Origin of the sequence: Roseovarius roseus, assembly GCF_043355935.2 — a bacterium.
GTDB lineage: Bacteria > Pseudomonadota > Alphaproteobacteria > Rhodobacterales > Rhodobacteraceae > Roseovarius > Roseovarius roseus.
In genome coordinates this window covers 426,827-452,491 of sequence record NZ_JBHFPE020000001.1, presented here as the reverse complement: position 1 = coordinate 452,491, position 25,665 = coordinate 426,827, and the positions used below count along the sequence as shown (strand labels likewise).

Here is a 25,665-nt window from a genome sequence, read left to right as displayed (position 1 = left end):
AAGGAGCGCATAGATGTCCTCATCGAAAACCCGCGACCAGATCTGGAGCGAATGGCGCGATCTGGTCAACATGGCCCCGCAAGAGCTGGAGGAATTCCTCGAAACCGAAGAGTCCAAATCCGTTGGTGACAGCGATCGCGGCGAATCCACCGGTCACGCCTCGGGCCGGCGCATCGTCAAGATCAAGCGCACCAACAAGGACGATCTGACTGGTGACCAATGGGATCACATGGCCAAGGTGACTGGCTATATCAAACGCCACACCGCGCAGGGCGGCCCCGATGAAAATGTCGCGCATTCGGACTGGCGCTATTCGCTGATGAACTGGGGCCACGACCCGCTCAAATAGCGCGCCCTACCCGCTTCATCTTGGCATAAATACTCAAATTCCGACGTTCGAGACCCGGTGCAGGCGTTAGTCCCCTTGCGCCTCGGCGCGGCTCTTGCCGCTGACATTCATCGCCAGCGTTGCGGCCATGAACTGATCCAGATCGCCGTCCAGCACACCCTTGGTATCGGATGTCTCGACCTGCGTGCGCAGATCCTTGACCATCTGGTAGGGTTGAAGGACGTAAGAGCGGATCTGGTTGCCCCAGCCCGCATCGCCCTTGGCGTCATGTGCCTCGTTGATGGCGGCGTTCCGGCGATCGAGCTCAAGCTGGTAGAGTCGCGATTTCAGCGCCTTCATGGCGATGTCGCGGTTCTGGTGCTGAGACTTCTCGGAGCTTGTCACGACAATGCCCGTGGGATGGTGCGTGATGCGCACCGCCGAGTCAGTCGTGTTGACGTGCTGGCCACCCGCGCCCGAGCTGCGATAGGTATCTATGCGAATATCGGCGGGGTTCACCTCGATCTCGATGTCGTCGTCGACCACCGGATAGACCCAGACCGAGCTGAAGGAGGTGTGCCGCTTGGCCGCCGAATCGAAGGGGCTGATCCGCACAAGGCGGTGAACACCGCTCTCGGATTTCAGCCAGCCATAGGCGTTGTGCCCACTGATCTTGTAGGCTGCGGATTTGATGCCGGCCTCCTCGCCGGCGCTCTCGGATTGCAATTCCACCGTATAGCCGCGCTTCTCGGCCCAGCGGACATACATGCGCGCCAGCATGTTGGCCCAGTCGCAGCTTTCGGTGCCGCCCGCGCCTGCGTTGATCTCGAGGAAGGTGTCGTTTGCATCCGCCTCGCCGTTCAGCAGCGCTTCCAGCTCCTTGGCGGCGGCGCGCTTTTGCAGCGCCTTCAGGGCAGTCTCGGCCTCGGTCACAACATCTGCGTCGCCCTCGGCCTCGCCCATCTCGATCAGCTCGACATTGTCCGAAAGCTCGCTCTGGATGCAATCATGCGTCTCGAGCGCGTCGACCAGCGCCTGTCGGTCGCGCATCAGCTTCTGCGCCTTGGCGGGATCGTCCCAGAGGTTCGGATCCTCGACGCGCGCGTTGAACTCCTCCAGCCGGTGCTGGGCAGTGTCCCATCCCAGACGCTGACGCAACAGATCAAGCGACGTCTCGATTTCCTGGGTGACATTCTGAATTTCTGCGCGCATCAAAGCCTTCCTGACTGGTCGTCTGCCTGATACCGCAGCGCGCCGGAACGGGCAAGCCATGGCGGCTTGCCCCTGCCTATCGGATGGCTTGCCTAGTAGAGGCCGCCCGAACTCATCGAGCCAAAGGTTGCTTTCTCACCAACTTGGCCGGTCTGGCCGCTGGAGGTGGTCACGTCGCGCACGCTCTCGCTCTCACCCTCCCGGAAGAGGTCCAGATCGGTGCCCATCGCAAAGCCGCCATCGAAGGCCAGGCCGAACATCGGATCCTCGCCCTCGCGGAAATACTCCGCCACCACGTTGGGTCCCGAGGCACTGTCCGGCAGGCGCGCGCCGGTAAACCGGTCGATCTTGATGAAATAGCCGCCCGGCGGCACTTCGAATTCACCACCGCCGTATTTCGCCGTCGCCTTGCGCATGAATTGGGTAAAGACCGGGCCGCACATCCCCGCACCATAGGCACCGCGGCCCAAGCTGCGCGGCTGGTCATAGCCGATATAGCAGCCCGCCACGATATTGCTGGTAAAGCCGATGAACCACACGTCGCGCGCGTCGTTGGTTGTACCGGTCTTGCCCGCCACGGGCACTGACAGATCGACATTGCCCGCCGCCGTGCCACGCTGCACCACGCCCTGCATCATCGAGGTCAGCTGATAGGCCGTGACGGCGTCGATCACCCGCTCGCGGTTCGACACAATGCGCGGGCCGCGCCCCGGCGTAATGGAGGGGTCATCGCAATCGGCGCAGACGCGCGGATCGTGGCGATAGACAGTGCGCCCATAGCGATCCTGCACTCGGTCGACCAGCGTCGGCTCCACCCGCTCGCCGCCATTGGCGAACATCGCATAGGCAGCGACCATCTTGTAGACGGTCGATTCCTCGGACCCGAGCGCATTGGCCAGAAACGGGCCCATGTCGTCATAGACGCCAAACCGCTCGGCATAGCTGGCGACGGTATCCATGCCCACCTCCTGCGCAAGGCGCACCGTCATCAGGTTCCGCGACTGCTCGATGCCTGTGCGCAGCGGGGTTGGCCCGTAATACTTGTTGGACGAGTTGCGCGGCCGCCAAAGGCCCTGCGGAGTGTTCACTTCGATGGGCGCATCGACCACGATGGTCGCGGGAGAATAGCCGCTATCGAGCGCGGCGGCATAAACGAAGGGCTTGAAGCTGGAGCCGGGTTGACGCTTGGCCTGTGTCGCACGGTTGAAGACCGAGTTCTGATAGCTGAACCCGCCCTGCATCGCGATCACCCGGCCCGTGTTGACGTCCATCGCCATGAAACCGCCCTGCACCTGCGGCACTTGCCGCAACGTCCAGCGGACAAATACGCCATCCTCGGTCATGCGGCGCACATGCACCACTTGCCCTACCTTGAACGTCTCCTGAAAATTCTTGGGCAGCCAGCCGATATCGTCACGCGGAATGACCTGCGGCTCGGCCTCGGTTTGCTCGACGCCCTCGATGCCGATGCGCATCTGCTGGTCCTCGATCCCGAGGATCACAGCGGGATACCACTGGCTGTCCAACTGGACATCGCGCGCAACATCGACCTCCGCCAACGCCTCGCGCCATGCCTCCTCGCTCTCTAGCGCCTCATCGGGGATCGATTTGCCGGTGCCGCGCCAGCGGCCTAGATTGCGGTCGTATTCCTCCAACTTGTTCTGCAGCGCCAGCGCAGCCTCGACCTGCATTTCAGGATCGATCGTGGCGCGCACGGTATAGCCGCCAGAGAAGAATTCGCCCTCGCCGAAATCGCGGCTCAGCTGGCGGCGGATCTCGTCGGTGAAGTAGTCGCGCGGCGGCAGGTCGGCCGAGAACGGCTCGAAGTCGCCATTCTGCACGCTGCGCAGCGGTTGCGCGATCTCTTCTTCGTAGACGGCCTTGGAGATATAGCCGTTCTGCTGCATCTCGCGCAGCACGTAGTCGCGGCGCGCCAGCAGCCTGTCCCTGTTGCGCACGGGATGAAAATTGCTGGGCTCGGCGGGCATGGAGGCCAGCACGGCCACCTCATGCGGGGCCAGCTCGCCCAGCGTCTTGTTGAAATAGGTCTGCGCGGCAGCAGCCACGCCATAGCTGTTCTGACCCAGGAAAATCTCGTTGAGGTAAAGCTCGAGGATCTTTTCCTTTGTCAGCGCTTCCTCGATGCGGGTGGCGAGTATGATTTCCTTGATCTTGCGCTCGATCTTGCGGTCGCCCGACAGAAGGAAGTTCTTGACCACCTGCTGTGGAATGGTGGACGCGCCGCGCACCCGTTTGCCGCGCGTCTGGACCGCCTCGATCACGGCGGCGGCGATGCCGCGGGCATCATAGCCGCCATGTGTATAGAAGTTCTTGTCCTCCGCCGAGATGAAGGCCTCCTTGACCAGCGTCGGGATTTCCTCGGCGGGAGTATAGAGGCGCCGCTCGCGGCTGAATTCGTCGATGATGCGCCCCTCGCCCGAGAAGATGCGGCTGATCGTGGGCGGCGTGTAATTCGCAAGGCTCTGATGCGACGGCAGATCCCGGCCATAGATATAGAAGATCGCGCCGATGCTGAGCGCGATCATCATGATGCCCATCGTGATGAGGCTGAAGATCGAGCCGAAGAATGTCAGGATATGTCGAAGCACGCGCGGCCTTTCTCAGACGGAAGTCCCGCCCATATAGGCGCCGCTGCGCCCCACGTCAAAACACAAGCGCGCCATCGCTGCGCCGGTATCCGCGCATGGGGTTCGGGAAGGGCGTTCACTGCCGGACCAGATCGGCATTGGCCGCATCCGCAATCATCCACGCACCGATACCGTCCGCGACGGCCTGCGCCATACGCTGGCGCCATTCGGGATCGATCAGGTTGTTCAGATCCCGCCCGTTCGACAGAAATCCGACCTCCAGCAGGACCGATGGAATGTCGGGCGATTTCAGGACGGAAAAGCTGGCCGTGCGGATCGGCTTGGAATTGACCGACAGCGCGCCTTCCTCCAGCCCGATCAAAAGAGCGCGCGCCAAAAGGTCGACGCGCGGCTGCGTCTCCATCCGGGCAAGGTCCATCAGCACATCGGCTACCACGTCATCCGTCCCGCTCAAGTCCAGCCCGGCCAGCATGTCGGCGCGGTCATGCCGCTCGGCCAACGCGGCGCTGGCAGCATCGCTGGCATCGGCGCCCAGCTTGTAGATGGTCGCGCCGCGCGCGCCGCCCTCGCCCAGCGAATCCGCGTGCAGCGACAGGAAGAGATCCGCATCCGCCGCATGGGCGATTGCCACCCGCCGCTCAAGCGAGACAAAGCTGTCATCCTCCCGCGTCATGACGACGCTGACATCGCCCCGGCGCAGCAAGGCTTCCTTGAGCTCGCGCGCGAAGGCCAGCATGACGTCCTTTTCCATCGTCTCGCCCTCGGCGGCACCCGGATCAATGCCCCCATGGCCCGGATCCAGAACGATGACCAGCGTGCCATCGCCGCGCGGCGCGGGGACGGCGCCCAGATCGGCCGGCTGGGGCAGGTCCCACCCCGGCTGGTTCGGCACGCCCGCCCCTGCGGCAAAAGCGTCAGCGGTCGTCCTCTCTAGCAGAAGATTTAGGATTGCCCCTGCGCCGTTGACATCACCGGTCAGCGACGCCTGCGCCAAGGCGAAGGGGCCAGACAGTTCCAGCACCATGCGCGACCAGCCGGGGCGAAACCCGCCGACACGGGCGGACGTGACCAGATCCGTCTGCACCAGTTCGGGTCCAAGCGTGCCGGCCCAGTCGACCTCGCGGAAATCGACGACGATGCGCGGCGGCGCATCCAGGCTGAAGATGCGGAACGGCACCCCTTGGCTCAGCGCCAGATCGACGCGGATCTCGCCGCGCGCACCCGTGATGGTGCTGGACGCGGGATCGAGCCGCGCCAACGCACCGAAGTCGCTCTGCTGCGCGCTCAGCCCCGCGCCCGTCAGGGCGATGGCCAGCGCAAGGATCCAGGTCTTCATGCTCGCAAGGTCCATGTCATGCGCCTGCCTCAAGGCGCTGTTTCGGTCAGTCTATCACCCATGCCGGGGCCCGCCCAGCCCATCACGATCAGCGGAGCGACCTCTGCAGGGCTTGAAGCGCGGCGGGCTTTGTCCCTAGACTGCCCCCCACATCTTGCGTCCTTTTCACCGATAACACCAAGGTCCGTCAATGCGCCAGCTTCGCACTTTCCCGGCCTGCATCACGCTTGCGCTGGCCCTGATCATCGCCACCGTGACCCAGCCTGCGCACGCCGTCACCCTGCTGCGCGATCCGGATATCGAATATGCGCTGGAGCAATTGGCCGCACCCATCCTGCAGGCCGCTGGCCTCAATCCGGGGCGCACTGATGTCCTGGTGATCGACGATCGCACGCTGAACGCCTTCGTCGTGGACCGCGATACGATCTTTGTCCATTCGGGCCTGATCCTGAAGATGGAGACGCCGCAGATGCTGCAATCGGTGATCGCGCATGAGGCCGCGCATATCGCCAACGGCCATCTCGTGCGTCGCCCGCAGAACATGCGCAACGCGCGCACGGCGGCAGGTCTTGGCATGGCACTGGCCGCAGCGGCCGGGGCGGTTTCAGGCAACGCTGCGGCGGCTGCGGGGATCGCGGCGGGCGCGCAGGGCACCGCCGCGCGCCTCTTCTTTGCCCATACCCGCGCCGAAGAGAGCAGCGCCGACAGCGCCAGCGTGCGCTACATGGTCCGCGCCGGGCGCGACCCGTCGGGCGCGGTCAAGGTCATGGATATCTTTCGCGGGCAAGAGGCGCTCTCTGCCGCGCGTCAGGACCCTTATGCCCGCACGCATCCCATGTCCGCTGACCGGGTGCGCGTGCTGCAGCGTCTGACCGCCGCCTATGAGGGCAAGACGCCGCCGTCCAACGCCGATCTCTATTGGTTCGCGCGGGCCAAGGGCAAACTCTCGGCCTTTCAGCGCAGCCCGAATTGGACGATCAACCGCGCCGAGGAGTCGGGCTTTGCCGATGTCGGGCAGATGCGGACCGCCGTTGCATGGCACCGACAGTCGAACCTGCAAAAATCCATCGCCGCAATGGACCGCGCCATCGCCGCGCGGCCAAATGACCCTTTCTACCACGAATTGCGGGGCCAGATCCTGATGGAAAGCCGCCAGTTCGGCGCCGCCACCAACGCCTATGCCACCGCCGTGAACCTGACGCCTGACCATCCGCTGATCCTTGGCTCCTACGGGCGGGCGCTGGTGGCGCAGGGACAATATGCCAAGGCGCTGCAGGTGCTGGAAAAGGCCCGTTCGCGCGATGGGCGCGATGCGCGCGTGATGCGCGATCTGGCCGTCGCCTATGCCAAGTCCGGGCAGAACGGCATGGCATCGCTGGTCACCGCCGAGCGCTATGCCATGACCGGTCGGCTGGACGACGCCGAAATCCACGCCAAACGCGCCTCGGGCCTCTTGCCCAATGGCTCGGGTGGTTGGCAACGCGCCCAAGATGTGCTTTCTGCCGCCAAGATCGCCCGGCGCTGACCGCGCCGCTGAAACAGTCATCAAACGGAGAACATGCCGATGAACCGCACCGCCATTCTGACCGGGGTCGGCGTGATCGTCGCCGGGGCCGCGCTGACCGCGCTGATCGTGCCGGACGACACCCCCGAGCCTACACCCGCGCCCGAAGAGGTCAGCCAGGCTGCCTCCGCCCCCGCCCCGGCGCCCGCAGATGCCACCGCGCAACTGGATGATGCCGCCTTCGGCGAGCGCGTGCGCGCTTACCTCATGCAGAACCCCGAGGTCATCTTCGAGGCGGCCGCCGTGATGGAGCAGCGCCAGCAGGAGCTGCAAAGCGCCAACGATGCCGACCTGATCGAGGAGTATTCGAGCGCCCTCTTCAACGATCCGCAATCGTTCGTCGGCGGCAATCCCGAGGGCGATGTGACAATTGTCGAATTCACCGATTACCGCTGCGGCTATTGTCGCCGCGCCTTTCCCGAGGTCGAGGAGCTGATCGCCAGCGATGGCAATATCCGCTTCATCGTCAAGGAATTCCCCATTCTGGGCGAGCAATCAACCATCGCCGCCCGCTTTGCCATTGCGGCCAAGCAGCAGCTGGGCGACGAGGCGTACAAGGCGCTTCACGACGCGATGATGACCTACAAGGGCGACATGGTGGTTCCGGCCCTGACCGAGCTGGCCGAGGCGCTGGATCTGGATGCCGAGGCCATCGTCGCGCATATGGATGATGACGCGGTCAGCCAGGTGATCGACGAGAACCGCGCGCTTGGCCAGGCGCTGCAGATCTCGGGCACGCCGTCCTTCATCATGCAGGACCAAATCGTGCGCGGATATGTCCCGCTGCAAGGCATGCAGGAAATCGTCGAAGACATTCGCGGCTAAGATAGCGCTGCCCGCACCTGTGGCGGGCGGCGCAGCCTATTCGGCGGCGGCAACCTCTTTGGCGGCACCCGCCTCGATCTCGGCGGCACGCTTCTCAACCTGCTCGACGATATGGTCGATCATCTGCTCGTTGCTCAGCTTGTGGCTCTGCTTGCCTGCCAGATAGACCATGCCGGATCCGGCCCCGCCGCCGGTAAAGCCGACATCGGTCATCAGTGCCTCGCCCGGCCCGTTCACCACGCAGCCGATGATCGACAGGCTCATGGGCGTCTTGATATGTTCCAGCCGCTGCTCCAGCGCCTCGACCGTCTTAATCACATCAAAGCCCTGGCGCGCACAGCTAGGGCAACTGATGATGTTGACGCCGCGATGCCGCAGGCCCAGTGATTTCAGAATTTCAAAGCCCATCTTGACCTCTTCGACCGGATCGGCCGAGAGGCTCACGCGGATCGTGTCACCGATCCCGGCCCAGAGAAGATTGCCCATGCCGATGGCCGATTTCACCGTGCCGCTGATCAGCCCGCCCGCCTCGGTGATGCCAAGGTGAATGGGCGCGTCCGTCGCCTCGGCCAGTTGATGATAGGCCGCTGCGGCCATGAAAACGTCCGACGCCTTCACGCTGATCTTGAACTCGTGAAAGTCGTTGTCCTGCAAAATGCGGATGTGCTCCAGCCCGCTTTCGACCATCGCATCGGGGCACGGCTCGCCGTATTTCTCCAGCAGGTGCCGCTCAAGACTGCCCGCGTTGACGCCGATACGGATCGAGCAGCCGTGATCCCGCGCGGCCTGGATCACATCGCGCACGCGCTCGGGGCTGCCGATATTGCCGGGATTGATCCGCAGGCAGGCGGCGCCCGCCTCGGCGGCCTCGATGCCGCGCTTGTAGTGAAAATGGATATCCGCGACGATGGGCACCGGGCTTTCGCGGACGATTTCGCGCAGCGCCTTGGACGATGCCTCATCCGGGACCGACACGCGCACGATATCCGCGCCCGCATCCGCCGCGGCCTGAATCTGCGCCACGGTTCCGGCCACATCCGTGGTCGCGGTGTTGGTCATGGTCTGGACCGAAATCGGCGCGCCGCCCCCCACGGGCACGTTGCCCACATGGATCTGGCGGCTCTGGCGGCGTTCGATGTTGCGCCAGGGGCGAATGGGGTTCAGCGACATGGGCGGCAGTCCTTCCTCCGGCGAAGATGATCGCCGGTCTGTATCCATGATGTCAGATAGGACGAACGCGGCTCGGCTTCAATCGCCAAGGTCGCAGGGCGCGCCTACTCGCCCGCTGGCGGTGCGGGCGGCAGGCTCAGCTCTTCGCTCAGCTCGGCCACGTAGCGCTCCAGATCGGAATCCTGCGCCAAGTCAGCGACTTCCAGCGTGTCGGTCAGGTCCGACGGTGCCAGGGCCATGCTGGACGTCACCGCGCCGCGCGGGCCAGCGGGACCGTAATGCTCCCCAGCCACCTTGAAGTAGATCGCACCCGATTCGCCTATCCGAAGGGTTGGGGGCACCTCGGTCAGAGGCACGTCATAGGTATCGCCGCCATTCATGACGCCCTCGAAGATCACCGTGCCATCGGCCGAGCGCACACGCACCCAAGCCGGGCGCACAGCTACCATCTGCACACCGGTGGGCGCATCGGCCACAACCTGCGGGCTGATAATGGACGCGATGGCGGCATCGATGGCGGTCGGCTCAACCTCGGCGGAGGGCTCGACCGAGGCTACCGACACGCCGGGCAGCGTGCCGCCCTGCATCGGGTCGAGCGTCGAAATGGGGCCGTCACGGGCGACCAGCACGGGCACATCCAGCGCCTCGGGCCGATATAGCCGGTCCAGCGTATCGCCCTCGGGCGCGGTCATGCCAGCGCCCGACGCAACGTCCTGAGCATCTGTATCGTCGGCTTGCGGCGCGCGCCGCTTCACACCGGCCAGCGGATCAAGATCGGCAAGTACATCGGGCGTATTCTCGACCGGGGCGACCTGCACGCGCTGAACTTCGTTCAGAACGCTCCACCCGCCATAACCGATGGCGCCGATCAGGGCGACAAGGACCGCGACCGATCCGATGGCGCCCGGCTCGATCCGGGAAAAGATGCTCTCACTGGCGGGGATAAAAGGCGTGCTGGGCGCGGTCAGGCGCGCATCGCCCCGGCCCATCGTCCGCGGCGTGGGCGTATCGCTGCGCCGCACGGACGAGGCCGCGGCGGACATGCCATGTGCTATAGAAAATCCGCTTTCCGCGCAAAAGGTGGCAAAGGCCCGGTCAGGGTCCATGTTCAGGTAGCGCGCATAGGAGCGCACATAGCCGGGGATGAAACCGGGGGTGTCGAAGGCGTCGGGATTGGCGTTTTCGATGGCGGCGACATAGCTGGCCTTGATGCGCAACTCACGCTCGACATCGAGCAGCGACTTGCCCATGGTGGCCCGTTCGCCGCGCATGAGATCGCCCAGTCGCAAATCGAACGAGTCAAAGCCACGCGGCTCAGTCTCTTCAACCGTGGTCTTTCGCGAAAACCGGCGCAAAATCATGCAAACTGCCCCTCAATGCTCGGAAGCCTTGGATCGAATGTCCCGATTCGACCGTGCCCTTTGTTTTCAGGCAAGCTAGCACAGCGCAAGAGCCTTTGCACCTTTTACGCGTTCACGCACTCATCTCGGCGCGATTCAGCGCACATTGGCTCCAGAGCGAATCCATTGCGGAAACAAGGTGATCCATCTCTTTCGGGCCATGCACCGGCGAGGGCGTAAAGCGCAAACGCTCGGTCCCGCGCGGCACGGTGGGGAAGTTGATGGGCTGCACGTAAATTCCGTGCTGATCCAGCAGCATGTCACTAAGTTTCTTGGTATGCTTGGGATCGCCCACGATCACCGGGATGATGTGGCTGCCATGGTCGATCAGCGGCAGACCCAGCCCTTTGAGCCGCAGCTTGAGGATCTTGGCCTGCGTCTGATGCCGTTCGCGCAGCGACTGATCACGTTTGAGAAACGCGACACTCGCCGCCGCCCCGGCCGCGACGGCGGGCGCCAGCGACGTGGTAAATATAAAACCGGGCGCATAGCTGCGCACCGCGTCGCACATCCGCGCAGACGCCGCGATATAGCCGCCCATCACGCCATAGGCCTTGGCCAGTGTGCCATTGATGATGTCGATCCTGTGGGCGAGGCGGTCCCGCTCGGTCACGCCGCCGCCTCGAGGGCCATACATGCCGACCGCGTGAACCTCGTCGATATAGGTCAGCGCGCCAAACTCGTCCGCCGCATCGCAGATGGCCTCGATCGGGCCGAAATCACCGTCCATCGAATAGACGGATTCAAACGCCACCAGCTTGGGCGCGGCAGGATCATCAGCGGCCATCAGCTCGCGCAGATGCGCGACGTCATTATGGCGGAAAACACGCTTGGCCCCGCCATTGCGGCGCACGCCCTCGATCATCGAGGCGTGGTTCAGCGCGTCGGAATAGATGATCAGCCCTGGAAACAGCTTGGGCAGGGTCGAAAGCGTCGCGTCATTGGCGATATAGGCCGAGGTAAAGAGCAGAGCCGCTTCCTTGCCATGCAGATCGGCCAACTCGGCCTCCAGCCGCTTGTGATAGACGGTCGTGCCCGAGATGTTGCGCGTGCCGCCCGATCCCGCGCCGGTCGCATCGATCGCCTCATGCATGGCGGCCAGCACTTCGGAGTTTTGCCCCATGCCCAGATAGTCATTGCCGCACCAGACGGTGATATCCCGCTCGGTTCCGTCTGGGCGCGTCCATGTGGCGTGCGGAAACTGGCCACGCTGACGCTCGATATCGATAAAGGTGCGGTAGCGCCCTTCTTCGTGCAGACGGCCCAAGGCCTCATCCAGCTTGGCGGTATAGTCGATGGGCTGATCCAAGGGGGATCCTTTCCTGGGTCTTGCCGTGCGGCGTATCGGCCGTGGCAGGCTGCACCGAAGCGCAGCGCCTGGGGTATGCCAGTGATATAGCCACCGGTATTTCGTTGCAACAGGGTACAAAACGCCGCGCTGCAGGATGTTGACCCATATCAATAAACGCACCTTTTCCACCCTCTCGCTGGACAGCCGGGCGCGTCCTGATAGGGTCGCGCCAATGCCAGCCAAGCGAGGTCACAGCCCATGTCCCTGAACGATGTTCTTACCCGTATCGATGCCCAGATGCCGGACGCGACGAACCGCCTGCTGGACTTCCTGCGCATCCCGTCGATTTCCACCGACCCGGCCTACGCGGATGCCTGCCAGGATGCGGCCGACTGGCTGGTTGCCGACCTGCAAAGCATTGGTATCAAGGCGGAAAAGCGCACGACGCCCAAGCATCCCATGGTCGTTGGCCATGCGGGCGAGGACGCGCCCGGCGGCGCGCCGCACCTGCTTTTCTACGGCCATTACGACGTGCAGCCGGTCGACCCGCTGCCCCTCTGGACGCGCGATCCATTCGATCCGAAGGTCGAGCAGACGCCCAAGGGCGAGGTCATTCGCGGGCGCGGCACCAGCGATGACAAGGGCCAGCTCATGACATTCGTCGAGGCGTGCCGCGCGTGGCAAGAGGTCAACGGCACCCTGCCCTGCCGCATCACCTTCTTCTTCGAGGGCGAAGAAGAATCAGGCTCGCCCTCGCTGGTTCCCTTCATGCAGGAAAACGCCGATGAGCTGCGCGCCGATATCGCGCTGATCTGCGACACCGGCCTTTTCCAGTCGAAAACGCCCGCCATCGTCACCATGCTGCGCGGGATGGTCAGCGAGGAGGTCACGATCACGGGGCCTGACAAGGACCTGCATTCCGGGTTCTTCGGCGGCATCGCGGCCAATCCGATCCGCGTGCTGGCCTCTACCCTTGCAGGTCTCCATGACGAGACGGGCCGCGTCACCCTGCCCGGCTTTTACGACAACATCCCGGACCTCTCGCCTGAGGTGCGCGCGCAATGGGAGGGGCTCGGCTTCGATCACGCGCGCTTTCTGGGCAATGTCGGCCTCAGTCAGCCCGCAGGCGAAGAAGGGCGCATGCCGCTGGAAATGATCTGGTCGCGCCCCACCGCCGAGGTGAACGGCATCTGGGGCGGCTATACCGGCGACGGGTTCAAGACGGTGCTGCCCAGCCAGGCCAGCGCCAAGATCAGCTTTCGCCTGGTCGAGGGTCAGGACCCGGACCTTATCCGCGGTGCGTTCCGCGCCCATGTGCGCGCCGCCCTGCCCGCCGATTGCAGCGCCGAATTCATCGGACATGGCAACAGCCGCGCAGGGATCATGGACATCTCGGACCCCGCCTTCGAAGCCGCGCGCGCCGCGCTGTCCGACGAGTGGCCCGAGGAAGCTGCCTATGTCGGCTGTGGGGGCTCGATCCCCATCGCGGGGCATTTCGGCGAGATTTTGGGGATGACAGCCATGCTGATCGGCTTTGGCAAGGATGACGACGCGATTCACTCGCCGAACGAGAAATATGACATGGAGAGCTTTCACAAGGGCACGCGCAGCTGGGCACGGATCCTCGATGCGATGACACGAACAGGCCGCTGAGCGCCCTCGCGCCTTTTTGCCGGTTGCACCACCGCGAAGACAGCATCCGAAGCGCCGGGCACGAAGGCGCGCATCCCTGCACGCATTCCCGCGTAATTGCCGAGCAGTCTCGAAATTGTTCCAGTCTGGCCACTAGAATGCCTCACTTGGGCGGCAGGGTTGGACCTCTACGAAGCATGCTAGGTAAAATTGGGGAAAATCACTGATGTTTGCCAAGCTTTTCAAGAAACCAGAGCCTACGGAAAAGGTATTCCGCCGAACCTTTGAGCCACGGCATTTGACGCGCTTCACGAACAATCACACGCGATTTGACTATCCGGACATGACGTCAGAACCGGGTACGCAGTCGCCGGAGGTTGCGCAGTCACGCCCTGTGGAAACAATCGCGCCTGCGGCAGCGGCCGCCATCGTCAGCAACCCGCTGGATCATTTGCATTCTGATGCGCCGATACCCGTCGATCTCTTGCGCCGGACCCTGCCCGAACGATTTCGCGAAATGGATGCGACGACAGCCGATCGAAGCATGGCCGGATCGAGTGCATGCGCCACACCTCCGATCAGCAGTTGGTCGCACGGCATAAACGATGAGACGTCAAGGCCCTGGGCCTGAAATATATATCAGCATTCAGGATGAATATGGTGCACCCAATAGGCGTCCAATTCATATATCTTGATGCACCGCGAAACACCGACCCCTCAATAAAATAGGCTCATTTATAGAATTACCCGTTCCACCACGCTTCACAATGCCCCATACTATACCATATGTTGAGGGGGATTAAGAGGGGGATAGGAAATGGGCCGTGCCTTAAACCGTTTGAGCGCATCTGCCGTCAAAACCGCCAGCGTCGGCAAGCACGCGGATGGCGGCGGGCTATGGCTCGTCAAGCGCGAGGATGGCGGCGCGCAATGGGTGCTGCGCGTCACCACGCATGGCAGGCGGCGCGAAATGGGCCTTGGGGCCTATCCTGACCGCTCACTGAAAGAGGCGCGCGAGGTGGCCGATCAGTGGCGAGCCGTGGCGCGGAAAGGTCTGGACCCGATCAAGGAGCGCGACCGCCAGCGGCGCGAGGCTGCGCGCAACATTCATATGCTGGCCGATATCGCGCTGGACGCCTTCAACAGCCGCAGGGCTGAACTGAAAGGCGATGGCAAGGCGGGCCGCTGGTTTTCACCTCTTGAACTGCATGTCCTGCCAAAACTGGGCAAGGTGCCCGTGGCCGATATCGACCAAAAGGATATCCGCGACACGTTGGCCCCGATCTGGCACAGCAAGGCCGATACTGCGCGCAAGGCGATGAACCGCCTCAGCATCGTCATGCGCCACGCGGCGGCGCTAGGGCTGGATGTGGATCTACAGGCGACGGACAAGGCCAAGGCGCTGCTGGGCAAGCAACGGCACACCGTGCAGAACGTGCCAGCAATGAACTGGCGCGACGTGCCCGCGTTCTATCAATCTCTGGACGGCGGTAGCATCACGGAATTGGCACTGCGACTGCTTATTCTGACGGCGGTGCGGTCCTATCCGTTGCGGTTCATGCACGTTGACCAGATCGACGGCGATGTTTGGACTATCCCCGCCGCCGCAATGAAAGGCCGTCTGGGCGCGACAAGCGATTTTCGTGTGCCGCTATCGGCAGAGGCACAAAGCGTCATCGCAGAAGCCCGCAAATTCGCGCGCGACGGGTTCCTGCTTCCTGGCATGAAGCGCGGCGTGATATCCGACATGACCATGACTGCCCTGATGGACCGCCGCGGGCTGAGAGAGCGCCCGCATGGCTTCCGGTCCTCTTTTCGTGATTGGACGGCAGAGGCGACGAATACGCCTCAGGAAGTGGCCGAAACCTGCCTTGGGCATGTGACGGGTGGGGCCGTTGAGCGGGCCTATCGGCGCACGGATTTCTTAGAGCAACGGCGGGCGCTGATGGAGCGGTGGGGAAGTTTGATTGCAAACAAAGCACAGTGCAATGTCGAGAGTATAGCGAAAATTGGACCTTCAAGCACAACATGTTGATTGCGGTTTAACGAGAAGCCAGATTTAGTGCATGGCCGCGCGCGCCGCTTATCCACAGGGATATACCTTTTGCGCCGCGAGCGAATCTGTGAACTATGGGGGGCACCCTTTAACTATCTAGGTGCACCATTATGAAATATCTGTGTTTTAGCGACCTCCAGTCAAAGATCGGCGGTCGCAGCCGCTCGTCGGTCTATCGCGATATCGAGGCGGGTCGCTTGCCCCAGCCGATCAAATTCGGCGCCCGCCTCTACTGGATTGAGGCCGATATTGACGCTGCCTTGACCGAGGCCCGGAACTGAAAACACCCCCGCACTTGCGGATACCGCAGGCGCTGGGGGTGCCGTCTGGACTTCAACACCTCAGACATACGCCCAGCGCCTTTCTTTTTCAAGGAAAGGCAAGACCCCATGAAACACGACAATTTCTATTCCAGCGACAGCCAAGTTTTCTGGACCTGCAAAGCGCTGCTGGACGGGCGGACGATTAGCCACAAGACCGAAATCCGCGAAGTGCGCGGCTGGCGGCTTGGCGCAATCATTCATCGCCTTCGCCACGACTACGGGTGGCCGATCCAAACAGAGTATCGCGGCCCTCAAAACGTCGCACACTATTCGCTGAAAGCAGCGATAGACCGCGCCGAACTGCGCTTTCCCAGATCCGCCCGCACGCTGGGCGATGGCGAGGCCGCACAATGACCGCCGCCCGTATCCGCCGCTTGCGCCGTCTCTTCGGCCTGACCGAAACCCAAGCCCGCCTTGTCGCGGTTCTTCACTATGGGGCCGCCCATGACTGACTCGCAAACCCGCCTGTCCCACCACAATGGCAAGTGGCACATCATGGCCCGCAAGGGTGCCGAGGGGGCCGCAGAGGCCGTCTGGGTATCCTTGGGCGGCTGCCCTAGCCAAGCAACGGCAATTCGCGTTTGGTTGGCCTGTCTGGCGCAAGGCAGGCGCTGATGACTGGCTCGATATACAAACGGAAAAAAAGGGGGGCTGGGCGGTTCGTCCAGCTTCCCGAATGGCTGCAGGCATCCGAGGCATGGGCAACCCTGCCTCCTGGCCCCCGTGCGCTCTACATCGAACTGAAGCGGCGCTTCAATGGCACGAACAACGGCACAATTTTTCTCAGCCACAGGCACGCGGCTGCGGCGCTGAACGTGCATCGCAACACGGTTGGCCCGTGGTTCAAAGAGCTAGAGGAACGCGGGTTCATTTACATGACCCAAGGCCCGCACCTCGGGCCGTCTGGTATAGGGCGCGCGTCGGTTTGGGGATTGGCAGAGGAAGCCACACCAGACGGTCGGCCCGCCCGAAAGACTTTTATGCGGTTCAAAGTCAACAGAGCAATAGCAGTTCGGAGGCGTCGTAATAAAGAAGCGCCTGTTGAGTAGTGTTGAAGTCTAGAGCACCGACTTTCATTTTCTAAGCCGCGAAACGCAATATCCAATCGGGCGCAGATTCTCTGAGCGATATCCTGCTGGGCTATGGGTGGCGACTGAGGCAGCGAGATGCCGCGCAAAATACATTATCAGAAGGCAAGTTCTCGCTGGCCGTTTTGACGGTTCGGGAGCGGGCGCTTAGCTGAACTTCATCGGAGCGCGATCAACGTGCTTTGAGCTGAAAGGCAATACCGAAAGGATCAATGATGTTTACGCTTCGCAATCTTACTGCCGCTACTCTCGCAGCAACACTTGCAGCAGCACCAGCAACGTTTGTCGTTGCGCAAGATGCACCAACTGCGCCGCAAACTACCCAAGCGCAAGAAGATTCGCAGTCCCGCAGCTTCGCAGACGCGCAGATTGATGCATTTGCCAATACTGCTGTTGAAATACGCAAAATCCAAGAGGATTATTCTCAAAGGATGGAGGGTGTCGAAGATCAGGGCGACCAGCAGGAACTGCTGAAACAAGCCGACGCGGAAATGCGCGCCGCCATCGAGCAGAGCGACGATATCACAGTTGAAGACTACCTCGCGATCAATCGCGCCGCAGCAACGGACGAGGATCTGAATCAGAGGATAGCGCAGCGTATACAGAAAATGCAGATCGAAAATGCGGGATGACTACTATTCAGACATAAATAGGTCGTAAGCATTGCGCGGCAGCCGCAAGAAAGCAGCTGCCGCGCGGGGCCAGTGGCCCGCTCGAAAAACATTCATGCAATTTCACAACCCCCGCACAAATATTGTGCATGGCAGGCACAAAAATGAGGACGCTTGTTGGCAAAAGCCGGGGTTGAGAGCGTGAACCGTCCTGTTTTCTGTGACGCAAAAGCCCGAAATCAGCGGAGGCGCGTCACAAAAACCCGGACATATATACATCTAGCCATAGGCAGGACGTTCAGAGGGCGCGCACAGTCGTGCTTCGAGAGCGGTGGAAGAGATGTTTCGTTCTGTTGCCGCAGAAGCGCATGGCGTAGGCATCTCAAGTTGTATGCTTGAAGTAAAGCGACACAACATCTAGCGTCGAAGGTGGATCAGTTGGATGCGGGAAAACGCCGATGTTTGCCAAGCTGTTTGCAAAACCGGAGCCTGAGGAAAAAGCGTTCCGTCGAGCTCTTGAGCCACGACAGGTGACCCGCTTTCCGCACATTCACAGGCGGATTGAGGATTTAGCAGAGGCGCAAGAGCCAGATACGCTGCTGCTAGAAGCAATTTGGCTTGTCCCTTTAGAAAAGTCTGCTCCCGCCATCAATCCGCAAGAACAGCTGCATTCTGATGCCCCCATTCCTCTTTATCTTTTTCGCCGCACCTTGCCGGAGCGATTTCGCGAAATGGAAGCGGAAATGTGCGTACCGTGACAACTATCTGAAAGAGATCTATTTTTACGGCACCCATTGGATGCAGGTGTTAGAATTCGCCTAATGATTTCGGAAAAATATGAGGAGGAATCTCATGGGCGGCTACGGCTCAGGACGGCCAAGCTACAGGCAAAAGGCGGAGACGTGCCGTTCACTCGATGTTAACCGCTTTCACCGTGAAGGTTGTCTACGTCCCGGCAGGCAGGGTAGCTGGGTTTGGTCCCGCGATGGCGAAGAAGTTGGGCGAATAGGATACAAGTCAGAAGAAGGGCGACTGCTCCTTAACTACCGTGTGCGCCAGTATGGGGGCGACTGGGAGCCTGTAACCGAAGCCATCCGCATCACCCACGTCAATTGCAACTACGGCAATACACGCCCCTATTTCATCTGTCCGGGCGTCATCAACGGGCTGCACTGCGGTCGGCGCGTTGGCAAGCTATTCGCAGGTGGGCGCTATTTCCTCTGCCGTCATTGCTACAACATCAGCTACACGAGCCAGTCAGAGGCCCGCTATGACCGCGCTCTACGGCGGGCGAACAAAACTCGTATGGCGCTGGGCGGCGAACCTGGCACGGCAAGTTGGGTTGCTCCAAAACCAAAGGGGATGTGGCACCGGACCTACGCTCGACACTGTGAGCAGATAGAGCGCGATGAAAGCCAAGCCGACGGTCTCTTCCTTAGCCGATTTGCGGGTCTTCTCAGCGTAGAGGAGCGTGAGCTGTATTTCGAAAATGCCATCGGCATTGAGCAAGTGTAGGAAGCGCGCACTCTGGACTGGGAGCCGGTAGTGCTTCGCTTACTTTATGAGTGTAAGAGCCAAGTGAAAAGACGCAAAAACAAGCCTCAATCACAGTCGCTGTAACCTGAAGACATACAAACTCTTGCCCGCCGTGTCGCTTCAAAGATTTCCTCAGACGTCATTTGACTTTCAGCTATGTCTCGGTTCGTCTGCGCAACCCCGGAGCCATTGGCGCCAGCTATATTCCACCACATATGCGCCGAAGTCATGTCTTTCAGCGCGCCTCTGCCCCCCGCGTACATAATAGCAAGATTGTTCTGGGCGGCAGTATTGCCCTGCTCGGCGGCCATACGATACCACCGCACAGCTTCGGCGTCATCCTTTAGCACACCTTCGCCAGTGCCATACTTTATGCCGAGGTTGTTCTGGGCATGGGCGCTGCCCTGCTCGGCAGCCATGCGATACCACCGCAAAGCTTCAACGGCGTCCTTTGGCACACCTTCGCCTCTGTCATACATGACGCCGAGGCTGCGCTGGGCGTCGGCATCGCCTTGCTCGGCAGCCAAGCGAAACAAACGCGCAGCTTCGGAGTCGTCCTTCAAAACACCTTCGCCATCATAGTACATGACGCCGAGGTTGTTCTGGGCGCTGGCATTGCCTTGCTCAGCAGCCATGCGAAGCCACCGCACAGCCTCGATGGCGTCCTTTGGCACACCTTCGCCACTGTCATACATCATTCCGATATTGTACTGCGCGCTGGCATTGCCTTGCTCGGCCAGAGCCAACCATTCAGTGAAAGCTGTCTTGAAGTTCCCCGCGTCATAGGCATTTAAGCCCACTTGAAAATCTGCGGCGCGTGCAGAAAAGCCTGAAAGCACTATTGCGATAAGCGCGATAGATAAAACCCGGAGCATCAATCAACCTCTGACCAGTAAGGGTAAAATCCAAAATTGCATCATTGGAACCGCTTACACAACCAAGGCAGGCCCAAGCATATGCACCACGCGGCCTATCAACGGCTGGTAATGAGTATGAGGAACGCGGGTTCATCTACATGACCCAAGGCCCGCATCTAGGCAGCTTTGTCTTTCCTGCGACGTCGACCGACGAAGCCAAGACCGGCTAAGCCAGCTCCAAGGAGAGGAAACGTCGCCGGAAGGGGAACTGGCGAAATACCGTCGCATTTTGGCGGACGACCACCGCTGGCTTCACAACCGGGCAGTGACGATTGGGCTACCGTCCAGTTTTGCGAACCGTCGACTGTGTAGGCATAATGAAGAAACCCGTATGGTTCTATAAGCCCACCGTACCCACAGTTATCCGGGTCTGAACTTCCCCCGCATAGCCGAGCCTTCGTTTGGTAATTATCGACCAGCGCTCCAGCGCCCGCGATATATCGTTGAAGGCTCAGGCTAGAAATCTTGGCGCCCGGACCCGTCTCATAATGATAGTTAAATGAAACTTGAAAAACCCAGTATTTTAGGTCGCCAAATTCATCAGTGGAAATTCGAGCAAGGTCGAAAATCGTATTACTTGGCGTGAGTGTGCTCCAGCCGTTCGAAAATCGATAATCAACGACTGAAACTTCTTGATATGGAATATTTGCCTTAAAGCCTTCTTTTCCCAATTTTTCGTCAAGGCTGCTGTCGAACTCCACCCAACCCGTAATTCCAGGACTGTCCAGGAAGACGTTTGGCGTAGTGCTGTCTGAAAGAGGGATTTGAAAGTTTTCAAAGCCTCCACTCTCATAAGTTAGAGTTGTTGCATTCGCCACAAATGGAGCCAAACAAAAAGTTGCCAGCGCCACACTTAAAATTCTTTTATTCATCACAAGATTCCCCCACCCCACATGCCTCAACCGACATTACCCAAGTAGAATGCCGTCCGTTTGCCGTTGACGCCTGATTGCGTAGCAATCACTAGTGTTGCCAAAGTAAAGCGCTCACCGGGAGAGAGTGCCGCCGTTTTGCGCCTCGATCAAGCCATTTGATGGAGCCGTGCGTTGGTTCCGGTGCCAACGGATCTGACCCGAGTGCTATAAGTCGAATTGAAACGCTTGCTCCAATGCACAAGCAACGGCGCCATTTATCTTAACGGTAAACATGACTGTGAATTGGGCTTTCCGGTTCAATGAAGAGATGGCCGCAAACCGCAAACGACCGCCGCTGAATAGGTGGACTACAAGGGGGATTAAATCGAAAGGTTACCCATTAAGTATCTGTTATTTATACTTAATATGACTTTAAGTGGTGCACCCAATAGGATTCGAACCTATGGCCTCTGCCTTCGGAGGGCAGCGCTCTATCCAGCTGAGCTATGGGTGCCTGAGGGGCCGTATAGCGGCGCAGCTCGGCCCTCGCAACGGATAATTCCCGACGCTCACGCGAAGAGATCGTGGCACAGCTCCAGCGCGTCGATCAGCGCGTCGACCTCGGCCTCTGTGTTATAGACGCCAAAGGACGCGCGGCAGGTCGCAGCCACGCCCATGTGATCCATCAGTGGCGCCGCGCAATGCTGACCGGCGCGCACAGCGACGCCCTTCTTGTCGAGAATGGTCGAGATGTCATGTGGATGGCCGGCGCCGTCCATGGTAAAGCTGAAAATCGCCGCTTTGTCAGGGGCATGGCCCTGAACCTGAAGCCAGTTCAGCCCACCCAGACGCTCGGCCGCATAGTCGCGCAACCGGTTCTCATGGGCGGCGATATTCTCCATCCCGAGATCCATCATGTAATTGAGCGCGGCGCCCAGTCCGATGGTTTGCACGATGCCGGGTGTCCCGGCCTCGAATTTCATGGGTGGGTCGTTATAGATGACGTTCTCCTTCGTCACCTCACGGATCATGTCGCCGCCGCCAAGGAAGGGCCGCATCTCGGCCATCCGCTCGCTTCGGACAAAGATGGCGCCCGATCCGGAGGGGCCATAGAGCTTGTGCCCCGTAATTGCGTAAAAATCGCAGCCCAGATCATCGACATCGACAGGCATGTGCACCGCCGCCTGACTGCCATCGACCAGCACGGCCACGCCTTTGGCCCGCGCGGCAGCGCAGATCGTTTTCACATCAACCTTGGTTCCCAACACATTGGAAAGATGTGAAATCGCGACCATTTTTGTACGCGGCCCGATGGCATCGATCACCTTTTGCGCGTCCAGAACGCCATTCACATCTGTATCGACCCATTTCAGCACCGCGCCCTGCCGCTCGCGCAGAAAATGCCACGGTACGATATTCGCATGATGCTCCATCACGCTCAGCACTACCTCGTCGCCCCGCTCGAACCGGGGCATGGCCCAGCCATAAGCGACCATGTTGATCCCCTCCGTCGTGCCGGAATTCAGCACGATCTGCCGTTCATCCGCGACACCCAGAAAACGCGCGATGATGCCCCGCACCCCCTCGTATTTTTCGGTCGCAAGATTGCTGAGGTAATGGAGGCCCCTGTGGACATTCGCATATTCATGGGAATAGGCAGTATTGATCGCGTCGATCACGACCTGCGGCTTCTGCGCCGAAGCCCCGTTGTCGAGATAAACCAATGGCTTGCCATTCACCTCGCGCGACAGGATCGGAAAATCGCCGCGCAGCTTTTCGATATCGAGCATTACGCCCCTCCCATGACCGACGCGCCCAGCACGCCGAGTATGATCGACAGGCCAACGAGCATCCCGACAAACCCAAGGATAATGACACCTGCCGCCTTGAAAACATTTCCAAATTCATGCGCCCGGTCGACAAACGCTACAAGGATGACAAGACCCCAGATCGACGCCACGACCACCAGGATCAACCCCGCTATAGGCAGCGCCAGCATCAGCACCACCAAGGCAATCTGAACCGCAAGGCGCAGCACTTGCATCCAAGCAATCAGCGCCAAAATCTGGCGCATCTGCCCCGTTCCGCCCAACGCCCGCCCGACCCATGTCAGCGTCAGCACCGTCAGGATCAGCGCGCCCAGAAGGAACAGGGTAAACAGCATGGGCGATTGCAGGGCCGCTGGCATCATCGGCGCGGTCGCCGCCTCTTGCGGATCGCCCATCTGCAGGACAAGCGAATAGACGATGCCGTGCAGCACGGCCATCAATCCCAGCGCCATCCACAGCCAGTCGCGCGGCAGATCCAGCGCAAGGATACGGTCCGCCGCTGCGCGCGGCGCGGTCAGGGTCTGGCGGAAAAGATCGATTACAAACGCGCTGGTCATGCCCTGCCCCATTCCGCCTCGCGCAGCCCCGTTAGCCAGAACATCGCGAAGGCGATAAACCATATAAACCCGACCGCCGTCAGCCCCGCCCCGGGTCCAATGAACCCGGCCACGAGCCCGTGCAACAACACCAGCGGGCTGGCCGCCAATAGCGCCCAGAACAGCGCCATACGTGCGCCAAATCCGGTGCCGCGCCCCCCGAACAGCTTGGCGATCCAATGACTGATCAGCGCGATGACGTAAAGGATCAAGGGCGCGATAAAGGCCCAGGCCAACAGCGCGCCCCCCAAAAGCGGGTTCAGCTCCTGTTCGGTCATATAGGCCTCACGCGCAAGGCGCGGCCACTGCGCCACGAACATCACGATGCAGCCCGCCATCAGTATCGCCAGCGCGCGGTCTTCGCGCTGGCCCATCTTCAGAAGGCGCCGCATCACGGCCCGCGGGCCGCGATACGTGGCCGCGATGTCGCGCGTGACCGCCATCAGCCGCGCCGCCGCTCCAACCAGCCTTCCAGCAAGGTCTTGATCTCATCCTGAAGCGCCTCGTCGGCGATCTCGTCCACCGCTTCGGCCAGGAAGGCCAGTGTCAGCAGGTCCGTCGCGATGGCCTTTGGCACGCCGCGCGCGCGCAGGTAGTACATCGCATCCTCGTCGATCGCGCCCGAGGTCGAGCCGTGCGAGCAGATGACGTCATCGGCATAGATCTCAAGCTCGGGCTTGGCGAGGAACTGGCTGTCACCGTCCAGCAAGAGCGACTGGCTGATTTGATAGCCATCGGTCTTTTGCGCGCCCTCCTTGACGAGGATCTTGCCTTGGAACACCCCCGTCGCGCCGTTGCGCAGAACCTTCTTGAAGACCTGCCGGCTTTCGCAGCGCAGCGCGTCATGGGTGACGAACACGGTGTCGTCGTCGTGAAAATCCCCATCGCCCATAGAGGCGCCCGCGACATGCGCGGTGGCATCGTCGCCCAGAAGCTCGATCACGCATTCATTGCGTGTCAGCGCGCCATTCGCCGTCATGGTGAAGGATTTGAACACGCTCTCGGTGCCCAGCTGCGCGAAAAGATGCGTTGCCGCGCGCCGCTCGTGATCACGGCCCTGAGTGCGCACATGGTGAAACGTTGCCCCATCGCCGATCTCGACCTCCAGCACGTCGTTGAAACGCGCAGCGGCAGGCCCGTTCTCGAGCAGCGTCATTTCGGCGCCTGCATCCAGCCTGATAACATGATGAAGCATCGCATCAGATGTATCGGAATTATGGCGATAAATCAGGTTCACGGGCTTCGATGCCTTGCCAGTGACATGGATCAGCACCCCGTCCGGTGCCGCGGCGCTGTTCAGGGTTGCCAGAGGCCGCTCGACCGGGGACTGGCCCCGCGCCTCAAGCACGCCATAGAGATCGCGCGCCCAGTGAATATCGGTCTTGGCCGCATCGGCCAGCCGCTCGATGGAAAGGCCCTCGGCGGTCAGATCATCGCTTGCGCTCGCGTCAAAGACGCCGTCGACAAAGACGATCCTGATCCGGTCCGTATCGCCGAAAATCTCGCGCTCGTCCGGGTGAAACGCCTCGGCCTTGGGCGCTTCGGCCTGCGTCAGAGTGTCGGGGCGCGTGAACTTCCAGTACTCGTCACGCCGCTGCGGCAGGCCCATCGCGCGGACCCGTCCCAGCGCATCCTTGCGCGCGGCCGCGATCCAGCCGCCCCCGTCGGGCAGCGTCAGCGCGGCAAGCCGCGCGTCGGTTGCGGTCTGTTTCGGATTGGAAAGGGCCATTACGCCACCTCCGCCAGGATGTCTGCATAGCCGTTCTTTTCGACTTCCTGCGCCAGTTCGGGACCGCCCGTCTTGATGATGCGGCCATCCGACATGATGTGCACGACGTCCGGTTTGATGTGGTCCAGAAGGCGCTGATAATGTGTGATCACAAGAAAGCCGCGTCCTTCACTGCGCAGCGCGTTGACGCCATCCGCGACCAGCTTCATCGCATCCACGTCAAGGCCTGAATCCGTCTCGTCGAGGATGCACATCTTGGGCTCCAGGAGCGCCATCTGCAGGATCTCATTGCGCTTTTTCTCACCGCCGGAAAAACCGACATTGACCGGGCGCTTGAGCATCTCGGCGTCGATCTTCAGCTCCTTGGCCTTGGCGCGGATCAGCTTGAGGAAATCTGCCGCGCTCATTTCCTCTTCGCCGCGCGCCTTGCGCTGCGCGTTGAGGGCGGTGCGCATGAAGGTCATGTTTCCGACCCCGGGGATCTCGACCGGGTATTGGAATGCCAGGAAAAGACCAGCAGCCGCGCGCTCTTCGGGCTCCATGTCGAGGATGTCCTGACCTTCCAGCGTCGCCGTACCTTCGGTCACCTCATAGCCGTCACGGCCCGACAGAACGTAGCTGAGCGTCGACTTACCCGAGCCGTTGGGCCCCATGATGGCATGCACCTTGCCCGCCTCGACGGTCAGGTCCACTCCCTTGAGGATGGTCTTGTCCTCTTCCTCAAGGTCGACATGCAGGTTCTTGATCTCAAGCATCTTT

General features: G+C 61.2%; 24 protein-coding genes and 1 tRNA gene. 11 read left to right on the top strand and 14 right to left on the bottom strand.

Features of this window, described 5'->3' with window-relative positions; all coding sequences use genetic code 11:
* The first annotated feature begins 13 nt into the window (after positions 1-13).
* Entirely contained in the window at positions 14-349 is a 336-nt protein-coding gene (locus ACEWPL_RS02355; RefSeq protein ID WP_393934784.1) for a DUF3140 domain-containing protein, read from the top strand.
* 66 nt (positions 350-415) lie between these two features.
* Here ACEWPL_RS02355 and prfB read toward each other — a convergent pair whose 3' ends face one another.
* From prfB to ACEWPL_RS02340, 3 genes are all read right to left on the bottom strand, one after another.
* Positions 416-1,540, bottom strand: a complete 1,125-nt coding sequence (prfB, locus tag ACEWPL_RS02350) for a peptide chain release factor 2 (protein ID WP_393934785.1) — start codon at positions 1,538-1,540, stop codon at positions 416-418.
* 92 nt (positions 1,541-1,632) lie between these two features.
* Positions 1,633-4,149 carry a penicillin-binding protein 1A gene (locus ACEWPL_RS02345; RefSeq protein WP_393934786.1) on the bottom strand — a complete coding sequence of 839 codons (2,517 nt, stop codon included), beginning with the start codon at positions 4,147-4,149 and terminating at the stop codon, positions 1,633-1,635.
* A 115-nt stretch (positions 4,150-4,264) separates the two neighbouring features.
* The gene (locus ACEWPL_RS02340; RefSeq protein WP_393934787.1) at positions 4,265-5,485 is read right to left on the bottom strand and encodes an N-acetylmuramoyl-L-alanine amidase; all 1,221 of its coding nucleotides are present in this window, start codon (positions 5,483-5,485) and stop codon (positions 4,265-4,267) included.
* 190 nt (positions 5,486-5,675) lie between these two features.
* Here ACEWPL_RS02340 and ACEWPL_RS02335 point away from each other — a divergent pair, with 190 nt between their 5' ends.
* Both ACEWPL_RS02335 and ACEWPL_RS02330 read left to right on the top strand, forming a co-directional pair.
* Positions 5,676-7,010 carry a M48 family metalloprotease gene (locus tag ACEWPL_RS02335; protein WP_393934788.1) on the top strand — a complete coding sequence of 445 codons (1,335 nt, stop codon included), beginning with the start codon at positions 5,676-5,678 and terminating at the stop codon, positions 7,008-7,010.
* A 39-nt stretch (positions 7,011-7,049) separates the two neighbouring features.
* Positions 7,050-7,874 carry a DsbA family protein gene (locus ACEWPL_RS02330; RefSeq protein WP_393934789.1) on the top strand — a complete coding sequence of 275 codons (825 nt, stop codon included), beginning with the start codon at positions 7,050-7,052 and terminating at the stop codon, positions 7,872-7,874.
* 36 nt (positions 7,875-7,910) lie between these two features.
* On the opposite strand, the gene ispG is transcribed toward ACEWPL_RS02330, so the two are convergent.
* The 3 genes from ispG to hemA all read right to left on the bottom strand — a co-directional run bounded on the left by ispG (position 7,911) and on the right by hemA (position 11,741).
* Positions 7,911-9,044 carry a flavodoxin-dependent (E)-4-hydroxy-3-methylbut-2-enyl-diphosphate synthase gene (gene ispG / locus ACEWPL_RS02325; protein ID WP_393934790.1) on the bottom strand — a complete coding sequence of 378 codons (1,134 nt, stop codon included), beginning with the start codon at positions 9,042-9,044 and terminating at the stop codon, positions 7,911-7,913.
* Between the two features lie 104 nt (positions 9,045-9,148).
* Complete coding sequence (locus ACEWPL_RS02320; RefSeq protein WP_393934791.1) at positions 9,149-10,405, bottom strand: helix-turn-helix domain-containing protein; 1,257 nt, start codon at positions 10,403-10,405, stop codon at positions 9,149-9,151.
* Between the two features lie 112 nt (positions 10,406-10,517).
* Positions 10,518-11,741, bottom strand: a complete 1,224-nt coding sequence (gene hemA, locus ACEWPL_RS02315) for a 5-aminolevulinate synthase (protein ID WP_393935374.1) — start codon at positions 11,739-11,741, stop codon at positions 10,518-10,520.
* Positions 11,742-11,993: 252 nt separating this feature from the next.
* Between hemA and ACEWPL_RS02310 the strand changes: the two genes are divergently transcribed.
* The 8 genes from ACEWPL_RS02310 (at position 11,994) to ACEWPL_RS02275 (ending at position 18,960) form a co-directional block, all read left to right on the top strand.
* The gene (locus tag ACEWPL_RS02310) at positions 11,994-13,388 is read left to right on the top strand and encodes a M20/M25/M40 family metallo-hydrolase (RefSeq protein ID WP_393934792.1); all 1,395 of its coding nucleotides are present in this window, start codon (positions 11,994-11,996) and stop codon (positions 13,386-13,388) included.
* A gap of 205 nt (positions 13,389-13,593) precedes the next feature.
* Positions 13,594-13,998, top strand: a complete 405-nt coding sequence (locus ACEWPL_RS02305; protein ID WP_393934793.1) for a hypothetical protein — start codon at positions 13,594-13,596, stop codon at positions 13,996-13,998.
* Positions 13,999-14,184: 186 nt separating this feature from the next.
* Positions 14,185-15,402 (top strand): tyrosine-type recombinase/integrase, encoded by a 1,218-nt coding sequence (locus tag ACEWPL_RS02300; protein ID WP_393934794.1) that lies wholly within the window; start codon positions 14,185-14,187, stop codon positions 15,400-15,402.
* Positions 15,403-15,533: 131 nt separating this feature from the next.
* A complete protein-coding gene (locus ACEWPL_RS02295; protein ID WP_393934795.1) occupies positions 15,534-15,704 on the top strand; it encodes a helix-turn-helix transcriptional regulator in 171 nt (56 codons plus the stop codon).
* 108 nt (positions 15,705-15,812) lie between these two features.
* Positions 15,813-16,100, top strand: coding sequence for a hypothetical protein (locus tag ACEWPL_RS02290; RefSeq protein WP_393934796.1), 288 nt, complete (start codon positions 15,813-15,815; stop codon positions 16,098-16,100).
* Positions 16,101-17,046: 946 nt separating this feature from the next.
* Positions 17,047-17,466, top strand: coding sequence for a DUF4168 domain-containing protein (locus tag ACEWPL_RS02285; RefSeq protein WP_420744322.1), 420 nt, complete (start codon positions 17,047-17,049; stop codon positions 17,464-17,466).
* A 437-nt stretch (positions 17,467-17,903) separates the two neighbouring features.
* Positions 17,904-18,203, top strand: a complete 300-nt coding sequence (locus tag ACEWPL_RS02280) for a hypothetical protein (RefSeq protein WP_393934798.1) — start codon at positions 17,904-17,906, stop codon at positions 18,201-18,203.
* A gap of 94 nt (positions 18,204-18,297) precedes the next feature.
* Positions 18,298-18,960, top strand: a complete 663-nt coding sequence (locus tag ACEWPL_RS02275; RefSeq protein WP_393934799.1) for a hypothetical protein — start codon at positions 18,298-18,300, stop codon at positions 18,958-18,960.
* An 86-nt stretch (positions 18,961-19,046) separates the two neighbouring features.
* On the opposite strand, the gene ACEWPL_RS02270 is transcribed toward ACEWPL_RS02275, so the two are convergent.
* The 8 genes from ACEWPL_RS02270 to sufC all read right to left on the bottom strand — a co-directional run bounded on the left by ACEWPL_RS02270 (position 19,047) and on the right by sufC (position 25,661).
* The gene (locus tag ACEWPL_RS02270; protein ID WP_393934800.1) at positions 19,047-19,856 is read right to left on the bottom strand and encodes a tetratricopeptide repeat protein; all 810 of its coding nucleotides are present in this window, start codon (positions 19,854-19,856) and stop codon (positions 19,047-19,049) included.
* Positions 19,857-20,014: 158 nt separating this feature from the next.
* Positions 20,015-20,770: a VPLPA-CTERM sorting domain-containing protein gene (locus ACEWPL_RS02265; protein WP_393934801.1), complete on the bottom strand. Its 756-nt coding sequence runs from the start codon at positions 20,768-20,770 to the stop codon at positions 20,015-20,017.
* A gap of 419 nt (positions 20,771-21,189) precedes the next feature.
* A tRNA-Arg gene (locus ACEWPL_RS02260) sits at positions 21,190-21,266 on the bottom strand.
* Between the two features lie 55 nt (positions 21,267-21,321).
* Positions 21,322-22,542, bottom strand: a complete 1,221-nt coding sequence (locus ACEWPL_RS02255; protein WP_393934802.1) for a cysteine desulfurase — start codon at positions 22,540-22,542, stop codon at positions 21,322-21,324.
* Complete coding sequence (locus ACEWPL_RS02250; RefSeq protein WP_393934803.1) at positions 22,542-23,138, bottom strand: Yip1 family protein; 597 nt, start codon at positions 23,136-23,138, stop codon at positions 22,542-22,544. The genes ACEWPL_RS02255 and ACEWPL_RS02250 overlap by 1 nt, the downstream gene beginning before the upstream one ends.
* Complete coding sequence (locus ACEWPL_RS02245; protein WP_393934804.1) at positions 23,135-23,620, bottom strand: YIP1 family protein; 486 nt, start codon at positions 23,618-23,620, stop codon at positions 23,135-23,137. Before ACEWPL_RS02245 ends, ACEWPL_RS02250 begins: the two co-directional genes overlap by 4 nt.
* On the bottom strand, positions 23,620-24,906 hold the full coding sequence (locus tag ACEWPL_RS02240; protein ID WP_393934805.1) for a SufB/SufD family protein: 1,287 nt from the start codon (positions 24,904-24,906) through the stop codon (positions 23,620-23,622). Before ACEWPL_RS02240 ends, ACEWPL_RS02245 begins: the two co-directional genes overlap by 1 nt.
* A complete protein-coding gene (sufC, locus tag ACEWPL_RS02235) occupies positions 24,906-25,661 on the bottom strand; it encodes a Fe-S cluster assembly ATPase SufC (RefSeq protein WP_393934806.1) in 756 nt (251 codons plus the stop codon). Before sufC ends, ACEWPL_RS02240 begins: the two co-directional genes overlap by 1 nt.
* Positions 25,662-25,665 lie beyond the last annotated feature (4 nt).